Origin of the sequence: Bradyrhizobium cosmicum (assembly GCF_007290395.2) — a bacterium.
Lineage (GTDB): Bacteria > Pseudomonadota > Alphaproteobacteria > Rhizobiales > Xanthobacteraceae > Bradyrhizobium > Bradyrhizobium cosmicum.
The window spans coordinates 1,670,119-1,685,682 of record NZ_CP041656.2 but is presented as its reverse complement, the minus strand read 5'-3'; the positions used below and the strand labels follow the sequence as shown (position 1 = coordinate 1,685,682).

Genomic DNA, 15,564 nt, shown 5'->3' with positions numbered 1-15,564 from the left:
TCACGCCATGAATGTATTGTCTTCCGTCGACACCAAGAAGGCTGAGGCTGCCGAAATCGTGGATGAGCTGTGGTACAAGGACGCCATCATCTACCAGCTCCACGTCAAGGCTTTTGCCGACAGCAACAATGACGGCATCGGCGATTTCGCCGGCCTGACCGAGAAGCTGCCCTATCTGCAGGAGCTCGGCGTCACCGCGCTGTGGCTGCTGCCGTTCTACCCCTCGCCCGGCCGCGACGACGGCTACGACATCGGCGACTATGGCTCGGTCAATCCCGATTTCGGGACCATGAAGGACTTCAAGCGCTTCATCCAGGAAGCGCAGAAGCGCGGCCTGCGCGTCATCACCGAGCTCGTCGTCAACCACACCTCGGACCAGCACAACTGGTTCAAGCGCGCGCGCCGCAGCCCGGCAGGCTCGAGCGCCCGCAACTGGTATGTCTGGAGCGACACCGACCAGAAATACCAGGGCACGCGGATCATCTTCACCGACACGGAAAAGTCGAACTGGACCTGGGATCACGAGGCCGGCGCGTTCTATTGGCACCGCTTCTTCTCGCATCAGCCGGATCTCAATTTCGACAATCCGCGCGTCGTCAGCGCGCTGATCCAGGTGATGAAGCGCTGGCTGGACGCCGGCGTCGACGGCTTCCGGCTGGATGCCATTCCCTATCTCTGTGAGCGCGAAGGCACCTCGAACGAGAACCTGCCGGAGACGCACGCGATCATCAAGCGGCTGCGCCAGGAACTGGATTCCTACTCGAAGGGCAAGCTGTTGCTCGCCGAGGCCAACCAATGGCCGGAGGACGTGCAGGAATATTTCGGCCGTGGCGACGAGTGCCACATGGCCTATCACTTCCCGCTGATGCCGCGCATCTACATGGCGATCGCGCAGGAGGACCGTTTCCCGATCACGGACATCCTGCGCCAGACGCCGGACATTCCGGCGAGCTGCCAATGGGCGCTGTTCCTGCGCAACCATGACGAGCTGACGCTGGAGATGGTGACCGACGTCGAGCGCGACTATCTCTGGACCACCTATGCCAACGATCCGCGCGCCCGCATCAATGTCGGCATCCGCCGGCGCCTTGCGCCGCTGATGGACAATGACCGGCGCAAGATCGAGCTGATGAACTCGCTGCTGCTGTCCTTCCCCGGCACGCCGATCATCTATTACGGCGACGAGATCGGGATGGGCGACAACATCTATCTCGGCGACCGCAACGGCGTGCGCACGCCGATGCAATGGAGCCCGGACCGCAACGGCGGCTTCTCCCGCTGCGACCCGGCCCGCCTCTATGCGCCGCTGATCATGGATCCCGTCTACGGCTATGAATCGGTCAACGTGGAAGCACAGTCGCGCAGCCTGTCCTCGCTGCTGAGCGCCACCAAGCGGCTGATCTCGGTGCGCAAGTCCACGCTCGCCTTCGGCCGCGGCACCATGACCTTCATCCGCCCCGCCAACCGCTCCGTGCTGGCCTATGTCCGGCAATATCGCGACGAGGTGATCCTCTGCGTCGCCAACCTCTCGCGCGCGGCGCAGGCGACCGAGCTTGACCTGTCGCCGTGGAAGGACCGCATCCCGCAGGAGATGCTCGGCCGCACGCGCTTCCCGCCGATCGGCGAATTGCCCTACATGATCACGCTCGGCCCCTACGGATTCTACTGGTTCCAGCTCCAGGAGCGCGACAAGTCCGAACCGGTGACGCCGCGCGCGGTACCGGAGTTCGAGACCCTGGTGGTGCCGGTGAATTCGACCTGGGTGTCGCTGGCGCGCGAGCGCGGCGTGTTCGAGCACGAGGTGTTGCCGGGATTCTTGTCGCGGACGCGCTGGTATCCCGAGCACAATCCCAAGCATATCAAGCCGACGCTGCTCTCGGCGGTGCCGTTCTGCGACATCGGCGACAACCGGCCCTGGATCGCGTTCTTCGAGACGGCGCAGCATGACGTCACGACGCGCTACGTACTGCCGATGCAGATCGAATGGGTGCGCTTCGACCGCGAACGCTTCAACCCGAAGGCGCTCGCCGCCGTGCGCCAGGGCGCGCGCGAGGGCACGCTGCTCGACGTCGCGACCGACCAGATCTTCATCGGCCTGTTCCTGCGCAATCTGTCGCAGAACCTGGTGGTGGAAGAGAACAATCTGCGGCTGGAGTTCAAGGCCACCAGCCGGTTCGCCGATTACACCATCAAGGAGCCCGAGCGCATCCGCGCGATCGAGCAATCGAACAGCACGGCGCTGGTCGACAACCAGTACGTTGCCAAGCTCTATCGCAAGCTCGACAGCGGCATCAGTCCCGAGATCGAGATCGGCCGTTACCTCACCGAGGTCGCCCGCTTTGCCAACACGCCTGCGCTGCTCGGCAGTGTCGAGCTGGTCGACGACGACAGCCGCAGCGCGCTCGGCGTGCTGCATGCCTATGTCGAGAACCAGGGCGACGGCTGGGCCGTCACCGCCGGCTATCTCGACCGCTATATCGACGAGCAGCGGGTGCTGCCGCCGGGCGAGATGCCGCGCGAGACCCAGGAGCAGGCGCCCTATCTGCACTTCATGGCGCAGATCGGCCGGCGGCTCGCCGAGCTGCACGTCGCTCTGGCCGCCGCAAAGCCCGACGATCTCGCACCGGAGCCGACCGGCCCCAATCAAGTCAAGCGCTGGACCGCGGACCTCAAGGCCCGCGCCGAGCGGGTTTTCGAGCGACTCGCCGACAGCCGCGTCGCCGGCCACGAGGGCGAGCGGCCGTTGATCGACCGGCTCGCCGCAATGCGCGCGACGCTGCCGGACCAGCTGAATGCGCTCTTGCCATCGGACATCGGCGGGTTGAACATTCGTCATCATGGCGACTTCCGCCTCGGGCAAACTCTGATCGTGAAGGACGATATCTTCATCATCGACTTCGACGGCGATCCGCGTCTGCCTTTGGCCGACAAGCGGCGCAAGCTGCCTGCCGCGCGCGACGTCGCTGGCCTGATCCGCTCGATTGATCTTTCGGTTAACGCTGCGCTCAGCCGTGCGCTCTCGGGCGGCGGCGACGAGCAGGGCCGGCTCGCGGCAGCGCTCGGCGAATGGCGAGAACGCGCCACCGCGACCTTCCTGTCGGCCTATCGCGAGGCTATGACCGACCGGCGGCTGTGGCCGCAAGACCGCCAATCCGCGGATGGCCTGTTAAGGTTTTTCCTGCTTGATCGAGCCTTCGACGAAGTAGAGTACGAGTTGTCCCACCGGCCGGAGGGGCTCCATGCGCCGCTGACCGGCCTGCTTCGCATCCTGTCCCGTGCCGAGAGCGAAGCCCATGCCTAAACTACCCGCCGAGGCCTACGCGATCATCGAGGGTCGCCACTCCGATCCCTTCCATTATCTTGGGTTGCATCCCGAGGGCGACACGAGCGTGGTGCGTGCCTTCCTGCCGGAGGCCTCGAACGTCGAAGCGGTCGGCGAGCATGGCGAGGTTGCGCAACTCGATCGCGTCCACGACGCCGGCCTGTTCATCGGCGCCCTGCCCAACGGTTCGAAGCGCTACCAGCTCCGCGCCAGGTTCGGCGACAAATTCGTCGAGCTCGAGGATGCCTACCGCTTTCCGCCGATCCTGACCGACTTCGATCTCTATCTGCTCGGCGAAGGCACTCATCAGCGCCTCTATGACAAGCTCGGCGCGCATCCGATGACGCTCGACAGCGTCGAGGGCATCGGCTTCGTGGTGCTGGCACCGAATGCGCGGCGCGTGTCCGTGGTCGGCGATTTCAATTTCTGGGACGCGCGGCGCCATCCGATGCGGGTGCGCGGCAACGGCTATTGGGAATTGTTCATCCCGCACGCCAAGGCCGGCGACCACTACAAGTTCGACATCATCGGACCGCACGGCCATCAGCTTCCGCAGAAATCCGATCCGATGGCGTTCGCGAGCGAGGTCCGCCCGAAGACCGCCTCCATCGTGTTCGACGAGGCCCATCTGCCGCGTCCACGTCCGGCGCCCGATGGCATCAACGCGCTGTCTGCGCCGATGTCGATCTACGAGGTCCATCTCGGCTCATGGCGGCGCAAGAACGGCGGCGAATGGCTGACCTATCGCGAACTCGCCGAACAATTGCCGGCCTATGCCCGCGACATGGGGTTCACCCATCTGGAATTCCTGCCGGTCAGCGAGCATCCGTTCGACGGCTCCTGGGGTTATCAGCCGACCGGCCTCTATGCGCCGACCAGTCGCTTCGGCACGCCGGAGGATTTCGCCGCGCTGGTCGATGCCTGTCACCGCGAGGGCGTCGGCGTGCTGCTCGACTGGGTGCCCGGCCATTTCCCGGATGATCCGCACGGGCTCGGCTGCTTTGACGGCACCTCGCTCTACGAGCACGCCAACCCGCTGCAGGGCCGCCATCTCGACTGGGGCACGCTGATCTACAATTACGGCCGCACCGAAGTGACGAACTTCCTGGTGTCGAATGCGCTGTTCTGGCTGGAGCGCTACGCCATTGACGGCCTGCGCGTCGACGCCGTGGCATCCATGCTCTATCTCGACTACAGCCGCCCCCCCGGTGGCTGGATCCCGAACCAGTATGGCGGCCGCGAAAACATCGAGGCGATCGCGTTCCTGCGCCGCGTCAACACCGAGCTGTTCGCGCGCTTCCCGCAGGCCACCACCGCGGCGGAAGAATCCACCTCGTGGCCGCAGGTCTCGCGCCCGGTCGAATTCGGCGGCCTCGGCTTCGGCTACAAGTGGAACATGGGCTGGATGCACGACACGCTGAATTACATCAGCAAGGATCCGATCCACCGCAAGCATCATCACGGCGACATCCTGTTCGGCCTGCACTACGCCTTCTCGGAAAATTTCATCCTGCCGCTGTCGCATGACGAGGTCGTGCACGGCAAGCGATCGATCCTCGGCCGCATGCCCGGCGACGAATGGCAGCGCTTTGCGAATCTGCGCGCCTATTACAGCTTCATGTTCGGCCATCCCGGCAAGAAGCTGCTGTTCATGGGCAACGAGATCGCGCAGGGCCGCGAATGGAATCACGACCAGTCGCTCGACTGGCACCTTCTCGAATACAAGAATCACTCCGGCATTCAGTCGCTGATCCGCGATCTCAACCGGCTCTATCGCGCCGTGCCGGCCCTGCACCAGATGGATTGCGACCAGGCCGGCTTCGAATGGCTGATCACCGATGATGCCAACCGCAACGTGTTCGCCTGGCTGCGCAAGGGGATCGACGCGCATGCACGCTGCCTCGTCATCGTCAACTTCTCGCCCAACGTCTACCGCAACTACCGCGTCCCCGTTCCGTTGGCGGGTAAGTGGAAAGAAGTGTTCAATTCGGACTCCGCCCATTATGGCGGCACCAATGTCGGGAACATCGGCGAAGTTCATGCCGTTGACGGCAAGGCGCCCGAGCTCCGCCTCACCATTCCGCCTCTCGCCGCGATCTTCCTCGTTCCGGAAAGCTGACCGATGCGCCTGACTGCTGGATCGCCCGCACGCCTCGGTGCAAGCTGGGACGGACGTGGCACCAATTTCGCGCTGTTCTCCGCGAATGCGCAGAAGGTCGAGCTATGCCTGTTCGACGGCCAGGGCCGGCGCGAGCTTGAGCGCATCGAGCTGCCCGAACGCACCGAGGACGTCTGGCACGGCTATCTCAACGACGTTTCGCCGGGCCAGCTCTACGGCTATCGCGTGCACGGCCCCTACGAGCCCGAGCATGGCCACCGCTTCAACGCCAACAAGCTGCTGCTCGACCCCTATGCCAAGCGGCTCGCGGGCCGGCTGGTCTGGAGCGACGCGCATTTCGCCTACCGCACCGGAAGCCCGCGCGAGGATTTGTCGTTCGACCGGCGCGACAACGCGCGCGGCATGCCGAAGGGCGTCGTCGTCGACGAGACTTTCAACTGGGGCCGCCGCGAGATCCGGCCCAATATCCCCTGGGAAGACACCATCATTTACGAGGCCCACGTCAAGGGCCTGACGCAGAAGCGCGACGACGTACCGCCGAATTTGCGCGGCACTTATGGCGGACTGTCGTCACCGGCGATGATCGAGCATCTGAAGAAGCTCGGTGTCACCACGATCGAGCTCCTGCCTATCCACGCCTTCGTCGACGATCGCATTCTGGTCGAGAAGAAGCTCGCCAATTATTGGGGCTACAACACGCTGTCCTTCTTTGCGCCCGAGGCGCGCTACGCCCAGGACAACGCGCTCGACTCCTTTCGCACCACGGTCGCGCGCCTGCACGATGCCGGCATCGAGGTGATGCTCGACGTCGTCTACAACCACACCGCCGAGGGCAATCACCTCGGCCCGACGCTGTGCTACCGCGGCATCGACAACGCCTCCTATTACTGGCTCAACCGCGACAACCCGCGCTATTACGACGACTTCACCGGCTGCGGATCGTCGGTGAACCTCACTCATCCGCGCGTGCTGCAGATGGTGATGGATTCGCTGCGCTACTGGGTCGAGGTCTGCCATGTCGACGGCTTCCGCTTCGACCTCGCCACGACGCTCGCGCGCGGACCGAACGGCTATGATCGCGGCATCTCGTTCCTGACCGCGATCCGGCAGGATCCGGTGCTGGCGACCGTCAAGCTCGTTGCCGAGCCCTGGGATCTCGGCCTCGGCGGCTACCAGGTCGGCGCATTCCCTTCGCAATGGTCGGAATGGAACGACCGCTATCGCAGCGCGATGCGGCGCTACTGGAGCGGCGAAGGCAGCCTGATCGGCGACATCTCCAGCCGCATGACGGCATCGTCCGATCTGTTCAACCATGACGGACGGCGGCCGCGCGCCAGCATCAACCACATCACGGTGCACGACGGTTTCACGCTCGCCGATCTCTTCAGCTACAACGAGAAGCACAACGAAGCCAACGGCGAGGACAATCGCGACGGCTCCAGCGACAACCACAGCAACAATTGCGGTGTCGAAGGCCCGACCGACGATCCCCAGATCATCGGGTTGCGCCGGCAGCTTCGCAAGAACGTGCTGGCCTGCCTGATGCTGGCGCAGGGCATTCCGCTGATCCTCGCCGGCGACGAGGTCGGCAATTCGCAATCCGGTAACAACAACGCCTATTGCCAGGACAACGAGGTCGGCTGGGTCGGCTGGGACAATCTCGGCAAGGAAGGCGACGACATGGTCGATTTCGTTGCCGGTCTTGCCGACATCCGCCGCCGCTTCTCGCAGCTTCGCAGCCATCGCTGGCTCGACGGCCGCCCCAAGGATGGCATCTCCTACGGTGCGCTGTGGCTGACGCCCGCCGGTGACGAGATGACGGAGAACGATTGGAAATTCCCGGAGGGGCGGTTCCTCTCATACGTGATGGGGCCGATGGAACCGGGAAGCGCCGCGATATTTATCGTACTGAACGCCGCCCCTGAAGAGATCGCATTCAAATTGCCGAAACTGACCGAATACAAGAGCTGGCAGCAGATCCTGAACACGACCGACGCCAAGCTGAACAGCGTTGATTTCCTGCCCGGAAGCGACAGCAAAGCGCCGCCGCGTTCCGTGCTCGCTTTCGCGGGGGCGCTATGAGGCCATCCTTCGGGGCGAGGCCGACGAAGGACGGCGTGTCGTTCCGGCTGTGGGCACCGGACGCACGGCGCGTCGATCTGCTGCTCGACAGGCGGCACGCGATGCAGCGCCGGCAGGACGGCTGGTATGTCGCCGACATCGCGGGCCTGCCGGTCAACAGCTCCTACAAGTTCAGGATCGACGACGATATAGACGTGCCCGATCCGGCATCGGCGTTCCAGCCCGACGACGTGTCCGGTCCGAGCGAGGTGATCGATCACGATGCTTTCTCGTGGCGCGCTGGGGATTGGCGCGGCCGGCCCTGGGAAGAGACGGTACTGATCGAAACCCATGTCGGCACCTTCACGCCGGAAGGCACCTATCGCTCCATGATCGACAAGCTTGATCATCTCGTCGCAACCGGCATTACCGCGCTGGAATTGATGCCGCTGGCCGATTTCGCCGGCCGCCGCGGCTGGGGCTATGACGGCGTGCTGTGGTATGCGCCCGACAGCGCCTATGGCCGCCCTGAAGAGCTCAAGACGTTGATCGACGAAGCGCACCTGCGCGGGCTGATGGTGTTTCTCGACGTCGTCTACAATCATTTCGGACCCGAAGGAAACTATCTCGGCCGCTATGCACCGACCTTCTTCACCGATGCACACACGCCCTGGGGCAGCGCGATCGACTATCGCGTGCCGCAGGTCCGCGCCTTCGCGATCGAGAACGCACTGTCCTGGCTGACCGACTACCGCTTCGACGGCCTCAGGCTGGATGCCGCCAATCACATCCTGGCCCTTCCCGGCGAGCAATCGATGCTGCACGACCTCAGCGTCGCCGTCGGCGAACTTGCCAAGGCAACGGGACGCCACGTCCATCTCGTGCTGGAGAATGGCGACAATCGCGCCGCCCTTCTCGACGCCGCTCAGGATCCGCCGAACGGGAAGTACCGAGCGCAGTGGAACGATGACTACCATCACGCCTGGCATGTGATGCTGACCGGCGAGCTCGCCGGCTATTACGCAGACTACCAGACGCCGCGCATGGATCTCGCCCGCGCGCTGGCTTCAGGCTTCGTCTATCAGGGCGAGATCTCGGAATTCTGGGGCAAGAAGCCGCGCGGTGAGGCGAGCGGCGAACTGCCTCCGGCGACCTTCGTCAACTTCCTGCAAAACCACGACCAGATCGGCAATCGGCCGCTGGGCGAGCGGCTGGAGAGCCTGGCTTCGCCGCGGCAGATCGACGCCGCGCTCGCGGTGACGCTGCTTGCGCCGATGGTGCCGATGCTGTTTCAGGGCGAGGAGTGGGGCTCCAAGGCGCCCTTCCCGTTCTTCTGCGATTTCCAGGGCGGCCTTGCCGATGCCGTGCGCAAGGGGCGCAGGCAGGAATACGACTGGGCCTATGAGAAATACGGCGACGAGGTCCCAGACCCGCTCGACCCCGCGACGCTGCAATCAGCCGTGCTCGACTGGGCCGGCCGTACCCCGGAGCAGGATGCGCGACTCGCGCTGGTGCGCGATCTTCTCGCACTTCGCCGCAAGGAGATCGCACCGCGGCTGAGAGGCGCCACCTTCGGCGACGCCGCAGCGGCGGATAGCGGCCTGTTGACCGCGCATTGGCGTATGGCGGACGGCGCGACGCTGCGCCTCGTCGCCAATCTGTCGGACAACGAGATCACGTATTCGAGCAACGACGCAGGCACACCGATCTGGGGCGACGCGAGCGGCGACCGGCTTCCGCCGTGGTCGGTGCTCTGGCGTCTCGGAGGCTAGCATGCCTCCCGCCATTCCTCTTGCGACCTACCGGCTTCAGCTCACCGCGGATTTCGACTTCAACAAGGCGGCCGCGGTGGTGCCGTATCTCAAGGCGCTCGGGATCACGCATCTCTACACCTCGCCGGTGATGAAGGCCCGCAAGGGCTCGACGCATGGCTACGACACCGTCGATCACAGCCAGTTCAATCCCGAACTCGGCGGCGAGGCTGGCTTCGCGCGGCTGAGCGACGCGCTGAGGCAGCACGATCTTGGCCTCGTCATCGATTTCGTGCCGAACCATGTCGGCGTGCACTTTGCCGATAATCCCTGGTGGCTCGACGTGCTGGAATGGGGCCAGGCCTCGCCGCATGCGGTCTCCTTCGACATCGACTGGGATCTGCTGCCCTACCGCGCCCGCGGCGGCGTGCTGCTGCCGATCCTCGGCGCCTCCTATGGCGAGGCGCTGGAGCGCGGCGACATCGAGCTGCGCTACGATCCCGGCGAAGGCAGCTTTTCCGCCTGGTATTTCGAGCATCGCCTGCCGATCGCGCCGGAGCGCTATGGCGAATTGCTGCGGGTGATCGTGAAGGAGGCCGATGCCGCCGAGACGGAAGCCGGCAAGCGGATGATCGCACTTGCCACGCGCTATACCGGGCTGCGCCGGCCTAACCGCAAGGAGGCGCCCGGCTTCAAGACCGAGTTGAAGGAGATCGCAGGCAGCGCCGACCTCATCGCGCAGGGCCTTGGCGCCTATCGCGCGGCCAAGGATCGACCGGCACAGACCTTGACGCTGCACCATCTGCTGGAGCGCCAGCACTACAAGCTCGGGCACTGGCGGCTCGCTTCCAGCGACATCAACTATCGCCGCTTCTTCGACGTCAACGGTCTCGCAGGCCTGCGCGTCGAGGACGCAAGCACGTTCGCCGCGACACACCGGCTGGTAAAGCAGCTCGTCGCCGACGGCAGGCTGCAGGGCATTCGTCTCGACCACATCGACGGCCTGCGCGATCCCGCGCAATATTGCCAGCGGTTGCGCCGTCTGGTGCGCGATGCGCAGGGCAACGCAAAGCCGTTCTACACGGTGATCGAAAAAATCCTGTGCGAGCACGAGCGCCTGCCGCACTTCGCCGGCGTTCAGGGCACCACCGGCTACGAGTGGATGAACGTCATCACCCAGGTCCTGGTCGACGCCAAGGGGCTGGAGGCGCTGGACGAGACCTGGCGGCAGATCAGCAACCGTCCGCCACAGCTCGCGCCCTATGTGAAGGACGCCAAGCGCCGCGTGCTGGAGACATTGCTGACCAGCGAATTCACCGTGCTGACGCGCCTGCTCGCCCGCATCGCCAACGGACACTACTCGACCCGCGATTTCTCAGCCGACAGCCTGCGGCAGGCGCTCGAACTCTATGTGCTGCATTTCCCGGTCTACCGCACCTACCTGACGCACAGCGACCCGACCGCCCTCGATCGCAAGCTGATCGACGACACCATCGAGCGGGCCCGCGCGGAATGGTTCGCCGCCGACGACGGCATTTTCGACTTCCTGCGCGATGCCCTGACCATGGACCTGCTCAAGCCCGGCCGCCCCGCGCACAGTGCCCTGCGCGTGCGCCGCTTCGCCCTGAAAGTGCAGCAGTTCACCGGGCCGATGATGGCGAAGTCACTGGAGGACACTGCATTCTACCAGTTCCACCGGCTGCTCGCGTTGAACGAGGTCGGCGGCGATCCCGCGAGCACCGGTCTCTCCATTCCCGCCTTCCATCAGGCCATGCAGGCCCGCGCCAGGGAATGGCCGCAAGGGATGACGGCGACCGCGACCCACGACACCAAGCGCGGCGAGGACGCCCGAGCGCGGATCGCGGCGCTCAGCGAGATCCCCGGCGAGTGGACCAGCGCAGTCTCACGCTGGAAGGTACTGAACGCGCCGCACCTGGCGCTCGACGGCAAGCTGCGCGCACCATCGGCAACGTTCGAATACATGCTCTACCAGACCCTGCTCGGGGCCTGGCCGCTCGAAGAGCCGGCCGATGCCGGCTTCGTCGAGCGCATCCAGGCTTATGCGCTCAAGGCCGCGCGCGAGGGCAAGGAAGAGACGAGCTGGCTCAATCCGCATGAAGCCTATGAGAACGGCGTCAACAGCTTCATCGCTAAGATCCTCGATCCTGCATTGTCAGGTGAATTCCTTGAATCGCTGCAGACGCTGGCCCGCCGCGTCGCACTGCTCGGCGCATTGAACTCGCTGAGCCAGCTCACCCTCAAGGCGACATTGCCTGGTGTTCCCGACTTCTATCAGGGCACCGAATACTGGGACCTGTCGCTGGTCGACCCGGACAACCGCCGCCCGGTGGACTTTGCCGCGCGGCACGCAGCGCTGCCGCAGGACGCCCCGGATTGGCACGGCTTGGTCCAGCATTGGCCGGACGGCCGGCTCAAGCTGGTCTGGACGCGACACCTGCTCAAGCTGCGCAATGAGCTCGCCGATGTCTTCGCCGAGGGCGACTACCAGCCTCTGGAAGTGCGCGGCGCGCACGCCGACCATGTCATTGCCTTTGCCCGCCGCCATGGCCGGACTGCGGCGATCGTCGTGGTTGGACGCCAGTTCGCGCCATTCACGCAGGCGGGCCGGGAATGGCCGGCGCCGGACGTTTTCGACGCAATTGTCGACGTCACCGGTTACACCGCGGGGGGACTTGCGGGCAACGAACTGCCGCTGGCACAGGCCTTCCGCGAATTTCCTGCCGCTGTCATCGAGGCCCGCGCAGCGAGCGCCGTCAGGCCTGCCCGGCAGCGCCAGCGCGCCTGACGCCTATTTTCCATCGTCCTTGGTCAGCAGCAGCTGACCGCGCTTGCGGATGGTGGCCTGCGCCATCTCGGCAAAGCGCTGCAGCAGCCACGGCAGCACCACCTGCACCTTGACGTGGTCGTCGGCGACGTCGACCTGACCGGACGCGATCTGGCCCATCGCGCGAATGCGAAAATTCATGGTGTCGCCGGCCCAGCGCTCCTCTTCGACCTGCATCACGGGAATGCTCGCGGCAGCGCGGCCGAGCCCGGTCTTGAGCCGACGCCCCGCCTCTTCGCGGCCGAGGCGATGCGGAATGGAGACGACTAGCGGTGCTGACATGATCCCTGCCCGTATTGACTGAACACTCACCTAGTTATGTCGGCCGCAAAGGTTCCATACGCCAAGCGCCTGCGGTCGTGTTTCATAAACGGAACTTTCAAACCTGCGGCAAGTTGCCCTCGGCACAACGGACAGAGGTGCCCCTTTCAGGAGAAAGGGGCCGGAGGAGATTCGCATGTCTATCGGTACAATCATTCTGATTATCCTGGTCATCGCCCTGCTCGGCGGCTTCAGCGGCATCGGCGGCGGCCCGTTCTACGGCACCGGCTATTATGGCGGCGGCGGCCTCGGACTCGTCATCGTCATCCTGCTGATCCTGCTGTTGCTCGGACGGATCTAACGGCGGACGGCGTAGGGCGGATTAGCGCGCAGCGCATCTGCAGGGCGTAACCCACCTCTTTAGTTTCCGCGGAGACAGACAGGGTGGGTTACGCCTTCGGCTAACCCACCCTACTTCTTTTTCCCCGCCAGCTTCTTCATCGCCGACTTGATCGACGCGGCCGCATCGTCATAGCCATCCCACGCCTTCGAGCGCGCCAGCAAGCCCGGCACGGTTCGCACCGTATAGCGCTTCGGATCGAGATCGCTCTTCACCTGTGCCCAGGTCACCGGCATCGAGACCGTCGCGCCATCCCGAGCACGCGGAGACAGCGGTCCAACCGCTGTCGACATCCGATCGTTGCGCAGATAGTCCAAAAAGATCTTCCCGTTGCGCAGCTTCTTGGACATGTTGAGCAGATAGCGCTCGGGCTCGTCATCCGCCATCCACTGGCAGACGCCTTGTGCGAAAGCCTTGGCTTCCTTCCAGCTGACCCTGTCGCGCACGCCGTGGAGCAACGGCACCACCACGTGTAGCCCCTTGCCGCCGGTGGTCTTGCAGAAACTCTCCATCCCCAGATCGGTCAAGCGCTGCCGCATCTCCTTGGCGGCATCGACGACATCGGCGAAATCCACATCCGGCGCTGGATCGAGATCGAACACCAGCCGGCCGGGCGTGTCGTAAGCATTCGGCGCGCAATTCCAGGGATGCAGCTCGAGGCCGCCGATCTGTGCGACCGCCGCGAGCCCCTCGACGCGGTCGATCTGCAAATAGGGCTTGCGGTCGCCCGAGACCTTGGCGAGTTCGAGCAGGTTCGAGCTGCCCGGCATGGCGTGGCGCTGGAAGAATTTTTCGCCGCCGATGCCGTCGGGCGCGCGCAGGATCGAGCAGGGGCGGCCTTTCAGATGCTCGATCATCCAGGCGCCGACCGCCTCGAAATAGCGGGCGAGATCGAGCTTTGACACGCCCTCCCCGTCGCCGGCGTCCGGCCACAACTCCTTGTCTGGCTTGGAAATCACGACGCCCATGACTTCGGCGCTGCCACTCGGCTTCGACGGCTTGGCCGCCTTCGCCGGAACGCGCCTTTTCGCGGAGGGCTTGGCAAGGGCGATATCGGCAGGCGCTTCCGCCTCGACCTCCTCGGCCGGCTTGTCCTGCCGCAGGCCCTTGAACGCGGCCTGGCGGATATTGCCATCGGCGGTGAAGCCGGCGAACTCGATCTCGGCGACGAGCTCGGGCTTGAGCCAATGCACGTCGCGGGTCTTCTTCGGCGCATTCTTGCCGCCGAACGGACTCTTGCTTGCCGCCGCCTCCTTCAGGAACGGCATGATGCGCTTGACCTTGTCGGCGCCAAAGCCGGTGCCGACCATGCCGACAAAGGCGAGGTGATCGCCGCGATGCACGCCGGCCATCAGCGAGCGGAATTTTCCAGCCGTGGTTTTCCAGCCGCCGATCACGACCTCATGTCCGGCGCGGCATTTTGCCTTGGTCCAGCTCTCGGTGCGGCCGGAACGATACGGCGCATCCAGCTTCTTCGACACGATGCCTTCGAGCTCGAGCTTGCAGGCCGATTGCAGCACCGCATCGCCGCCGCTCTCGAAATGCTCGACAAAGCGGATCTGGCTCGCTTTCTTCTTGGGTGCCTCCAGCAACTTCTTGAGGCGGGTCTTGCGCTCGCTGAGCGGGAGCCGGCGGCAATCGAGGCCCTCGGCGAACAGCAGGTCGAAGGCGAAGAAGATCAGCTCTTCGGTCTTGCCATCCGACAGCGCGGCCTGGAGCGAGGAGAAATTCGGTGAGCCGTTATGGTCGAGCGCGACGATCTCACCGTCGATCATCGCGTCCGGCAACGTGGCGGCTTCCTTCGCGATCGCGGCAAACTTGTCGGTCCAGTCGAGCCCTTTGCGCGTCCTCAGAGTGGCCTTGCCATCCTCGATCCGGAGCTGCACGCGGTACCCGTCGAACTTGATCTCGTGGCACCAGCCATCTCCCGACGGTGGGCGTTCAACCAACGTGCAGAGCTGCGGCGCGACGAAGTCCGGCATCTCCGAGACCTCCTTGGCAGTCGACGCAGTCATGGCCTTTTTCTTGGCCGCCTTGGAGATCTTCAGTGCCGCGCGGGGCGCCGCTTTGACGGTACGCCCTTTGGTTTCCTCCGCGCGGTTCGACTGCCAGACCGCATCGGCCTTGGTCGTGGCGCCCTTCGCCAGCATGAACGGCTTTGGCGCGCGGCCCTTCCCCTTGGCGATCTCCGCCATCGCGCGGCCGGACGCCACCGACTTGTCCTCGCTGAGAATGTCCTCGCTCTCACTGGCGAACTCGTCGCGGTGCTTGATCAGAAGCCAGTTGGTGCGCTTGCCACCGGTGCGGTCGTTGCGCATCCGCACCAGCACCCAGCTTCCGTGCAATTTGTCGCCGTGCAGCGTGAACTTCAGATCACCCTTCTTGAAGCCGGCTTCGGGATCCTCGCAGTCCCAGGTGCCACGGTCCCACAGCATCACAGTGCCGCCGCCATACTGTCCTTCCGGGATGGTCCCTTCGAAATCGCCATAGTCGAGCGGATGGTCCTCGACCTCCACCGCCAGCCGCTTGTCGTGCGGATCGAGCGAGGGCCCCTTCGTCACCGCCCATGACTTGAAGACGCCGTCGAATTCCAGCCGCAGATCGTAGTGCAGCCGGGTCGCATCGTGCTTCTGGATGACAAAACGCCGCTGCTTTGACGGCCTGACCGCGGTCTCTCCGGAGGGCTCCGGCGTCTGCTCGAAATCGCGCTTCTGTCGATAGGTGGATAGCTTTCTCAGCACGACCGAACCCGCTTTTGTCTTAGACGTTTGAGCCTATCACGGCGAAAGTCCCGCCCGGAACCAA

The 15,564-nt window shown here is 64.6% G+C and carries 8 protein-coding genes; 6 read left to right on the top strand and 2 right to left on the bottom strand.

What is annotated here, in order from left to right; translation table 11 throughout:
• Positions 1–7 precede the first annotated feature (7 nt).
• The 5 genes from treS to treY are packed head-to-tail and all read left to right on the top strand — an operon-like array spanning position 8 to position 12,059.
• Positions 8–3,301, top strand: a complete 3,294-nt coding sequence (treS, locus tag FNV92_RS07870; protein WP_143841446.1) for a maltose alpha-D-glucosyltransferase — start codon at positions 8–10, stop codon at positions 3,299–3,301.
• On the top strand, positions 3,294–5,441 hold the full coding sequence (glgB, locus tag FNV92_RS07865) for a 1,4-alpha-glucan branching protein GlgB (RefSeq protein WP_168213308.1): 2,148 nt from the start codon (positions 3,294–3,296) through the stop codon (positions 5,439–5,441). Before treS ends, glgB begins: the two co-directional genes overlap by 8 nt.
• Positions 5,442–5,444: 3 nt before the next feature.
• Entirely contained in the window at positions 5,445–7,523 is a 2,079-nt protein-coding gene (gene glgX, locus FNV92_RS07860; RefSeq protein WP_015684094.1) for a glycogen debranching protein GlgX, read from the top strand.
• Positions 7,520–9,274, top strand: coding sequence for a malto-oligosyltrehalose trehalohydrolase (treZ, locus tag FNV92_RS07855; protein WP_143841448.1), 1,755 nt, complete (start codon positions 7,520–7,522; stop codon positions 9,272–9,274). Before glgX ends, treZ begins: the two co-directional genes overlap by 4 nt.
• Position 9,275: 1 nt before the next feature.
• Positions 9,276–12,059 carry a malto-oligosyltrehalose synthase gene (gene treY / locus FNV92_RS07850; RefSeq protein WP_143841449.1) on the top strand — a complete coding sequence of 928 codons (2,784 nt, stop codon included), beginning with the start codon at positions 9,276–9,278 and terminating at the stop codon, positions 12,057–12,059.
• A 3-nt stretch (positions 12,060–12,062) separates the two neighbouring features.
• On the opposite strand, the gene FNV92_RS07845 is transcribed toward treY, so the two are convergent.
• The gene (locus FNV92_RS07845; protein ID WP_143841450.1) at positions 12,063–12,380 is read right to left on the bottom strand and encodes a polyhydroxyalkanoic acid system family protein; all 318 of its coding nucleotides are present in this window, start codon (positions 12,378–12,380) and stop codon (positions 12,063–12,065) included.
• A gap of 175 nt (positions 12,381–12,555) precedes the next feature.
• Here FNV92_RS07845 and FNV92_RS07840 point away from each other — a divergent pair, with 175 nt between their 5' ends.
• Complete coding sequence (locus tag FNV92_RS07840) at positions 12,556–12,720, top strand: DUF3309 family protein (RefSeq protein ID WP_007595743.1); 165 nt, start codon at positions 12,556–12,558, stop codon at positions 12,718–12,720.
• 110 nt (positions 12,721–12,830) lie between these two features.
• Here the strand turns inward: FNV92_RS07840 and ligD are convergent, their stop codons facing one another.
• Positions 12,831–15,500 (bottom strand): DNA ligase D, encoded by a 2,670-nt coding sequence (gene ligD, locus FNV92_RS07835; RefSeq protein WP_143841451.1) that lies wholly within the window; start codon positions 15,498–15,500, stop codon positions 12,831–12,833.
• Between the last annotated feature and the right edge of the window lie 64 nt (positions 15,501–15,564).

Bases quoted from the DNA above. Each gene is read 5' to 3' on its own strand.
- treS (WP_143841446.1), top strand. From the start codon at position 8: ATGAATGTATTGTCTTCCGTCGACACCAAGAAGGCTGAGGCTGCCGAA.
- FNV92_RS07840 (WP_007595743.1), top strand. From the start codon at position 12,556: ATGTCTATCGGTACAATCATTCTGATTATCCTGGTCATCGCCCTGCTC.
- FNV92_RS07845 (WP_143841450.1), bottom strand. From the start codon at position 12,380: ATGTCAGCACCGCTAGTCGTCTCCATTCCGCATCGCCTCGGCCGCGAA.
- treY (WP_143841449.1), top strand. From the start codon at position 9,276: ATGCCTCCCGCCATTCCTCTTGCGACCTACCGGCTTCAGCTCACCGCG.
- glgX (WP_015684094.1), top strand. From the start codon at position 5,445: ATGCGCCTGACTGCTGGATCGCCCGCACGCCTCGGTGCAAGCTGGGAC.
- glgB (WP_168213308.1), top strand. From the start codon at position 3,294: ATGCCTAAACTACCCGCCGAGGCCTACGCGATCATCGAGGGTCGCCAC.
- treZ (WP_143841448.1), top strand. From the start codon at position 7,520: ATGAGGCCATCCTTCGGGGCGAGGCCGACGAAGGACGGCGTGTCGTTC.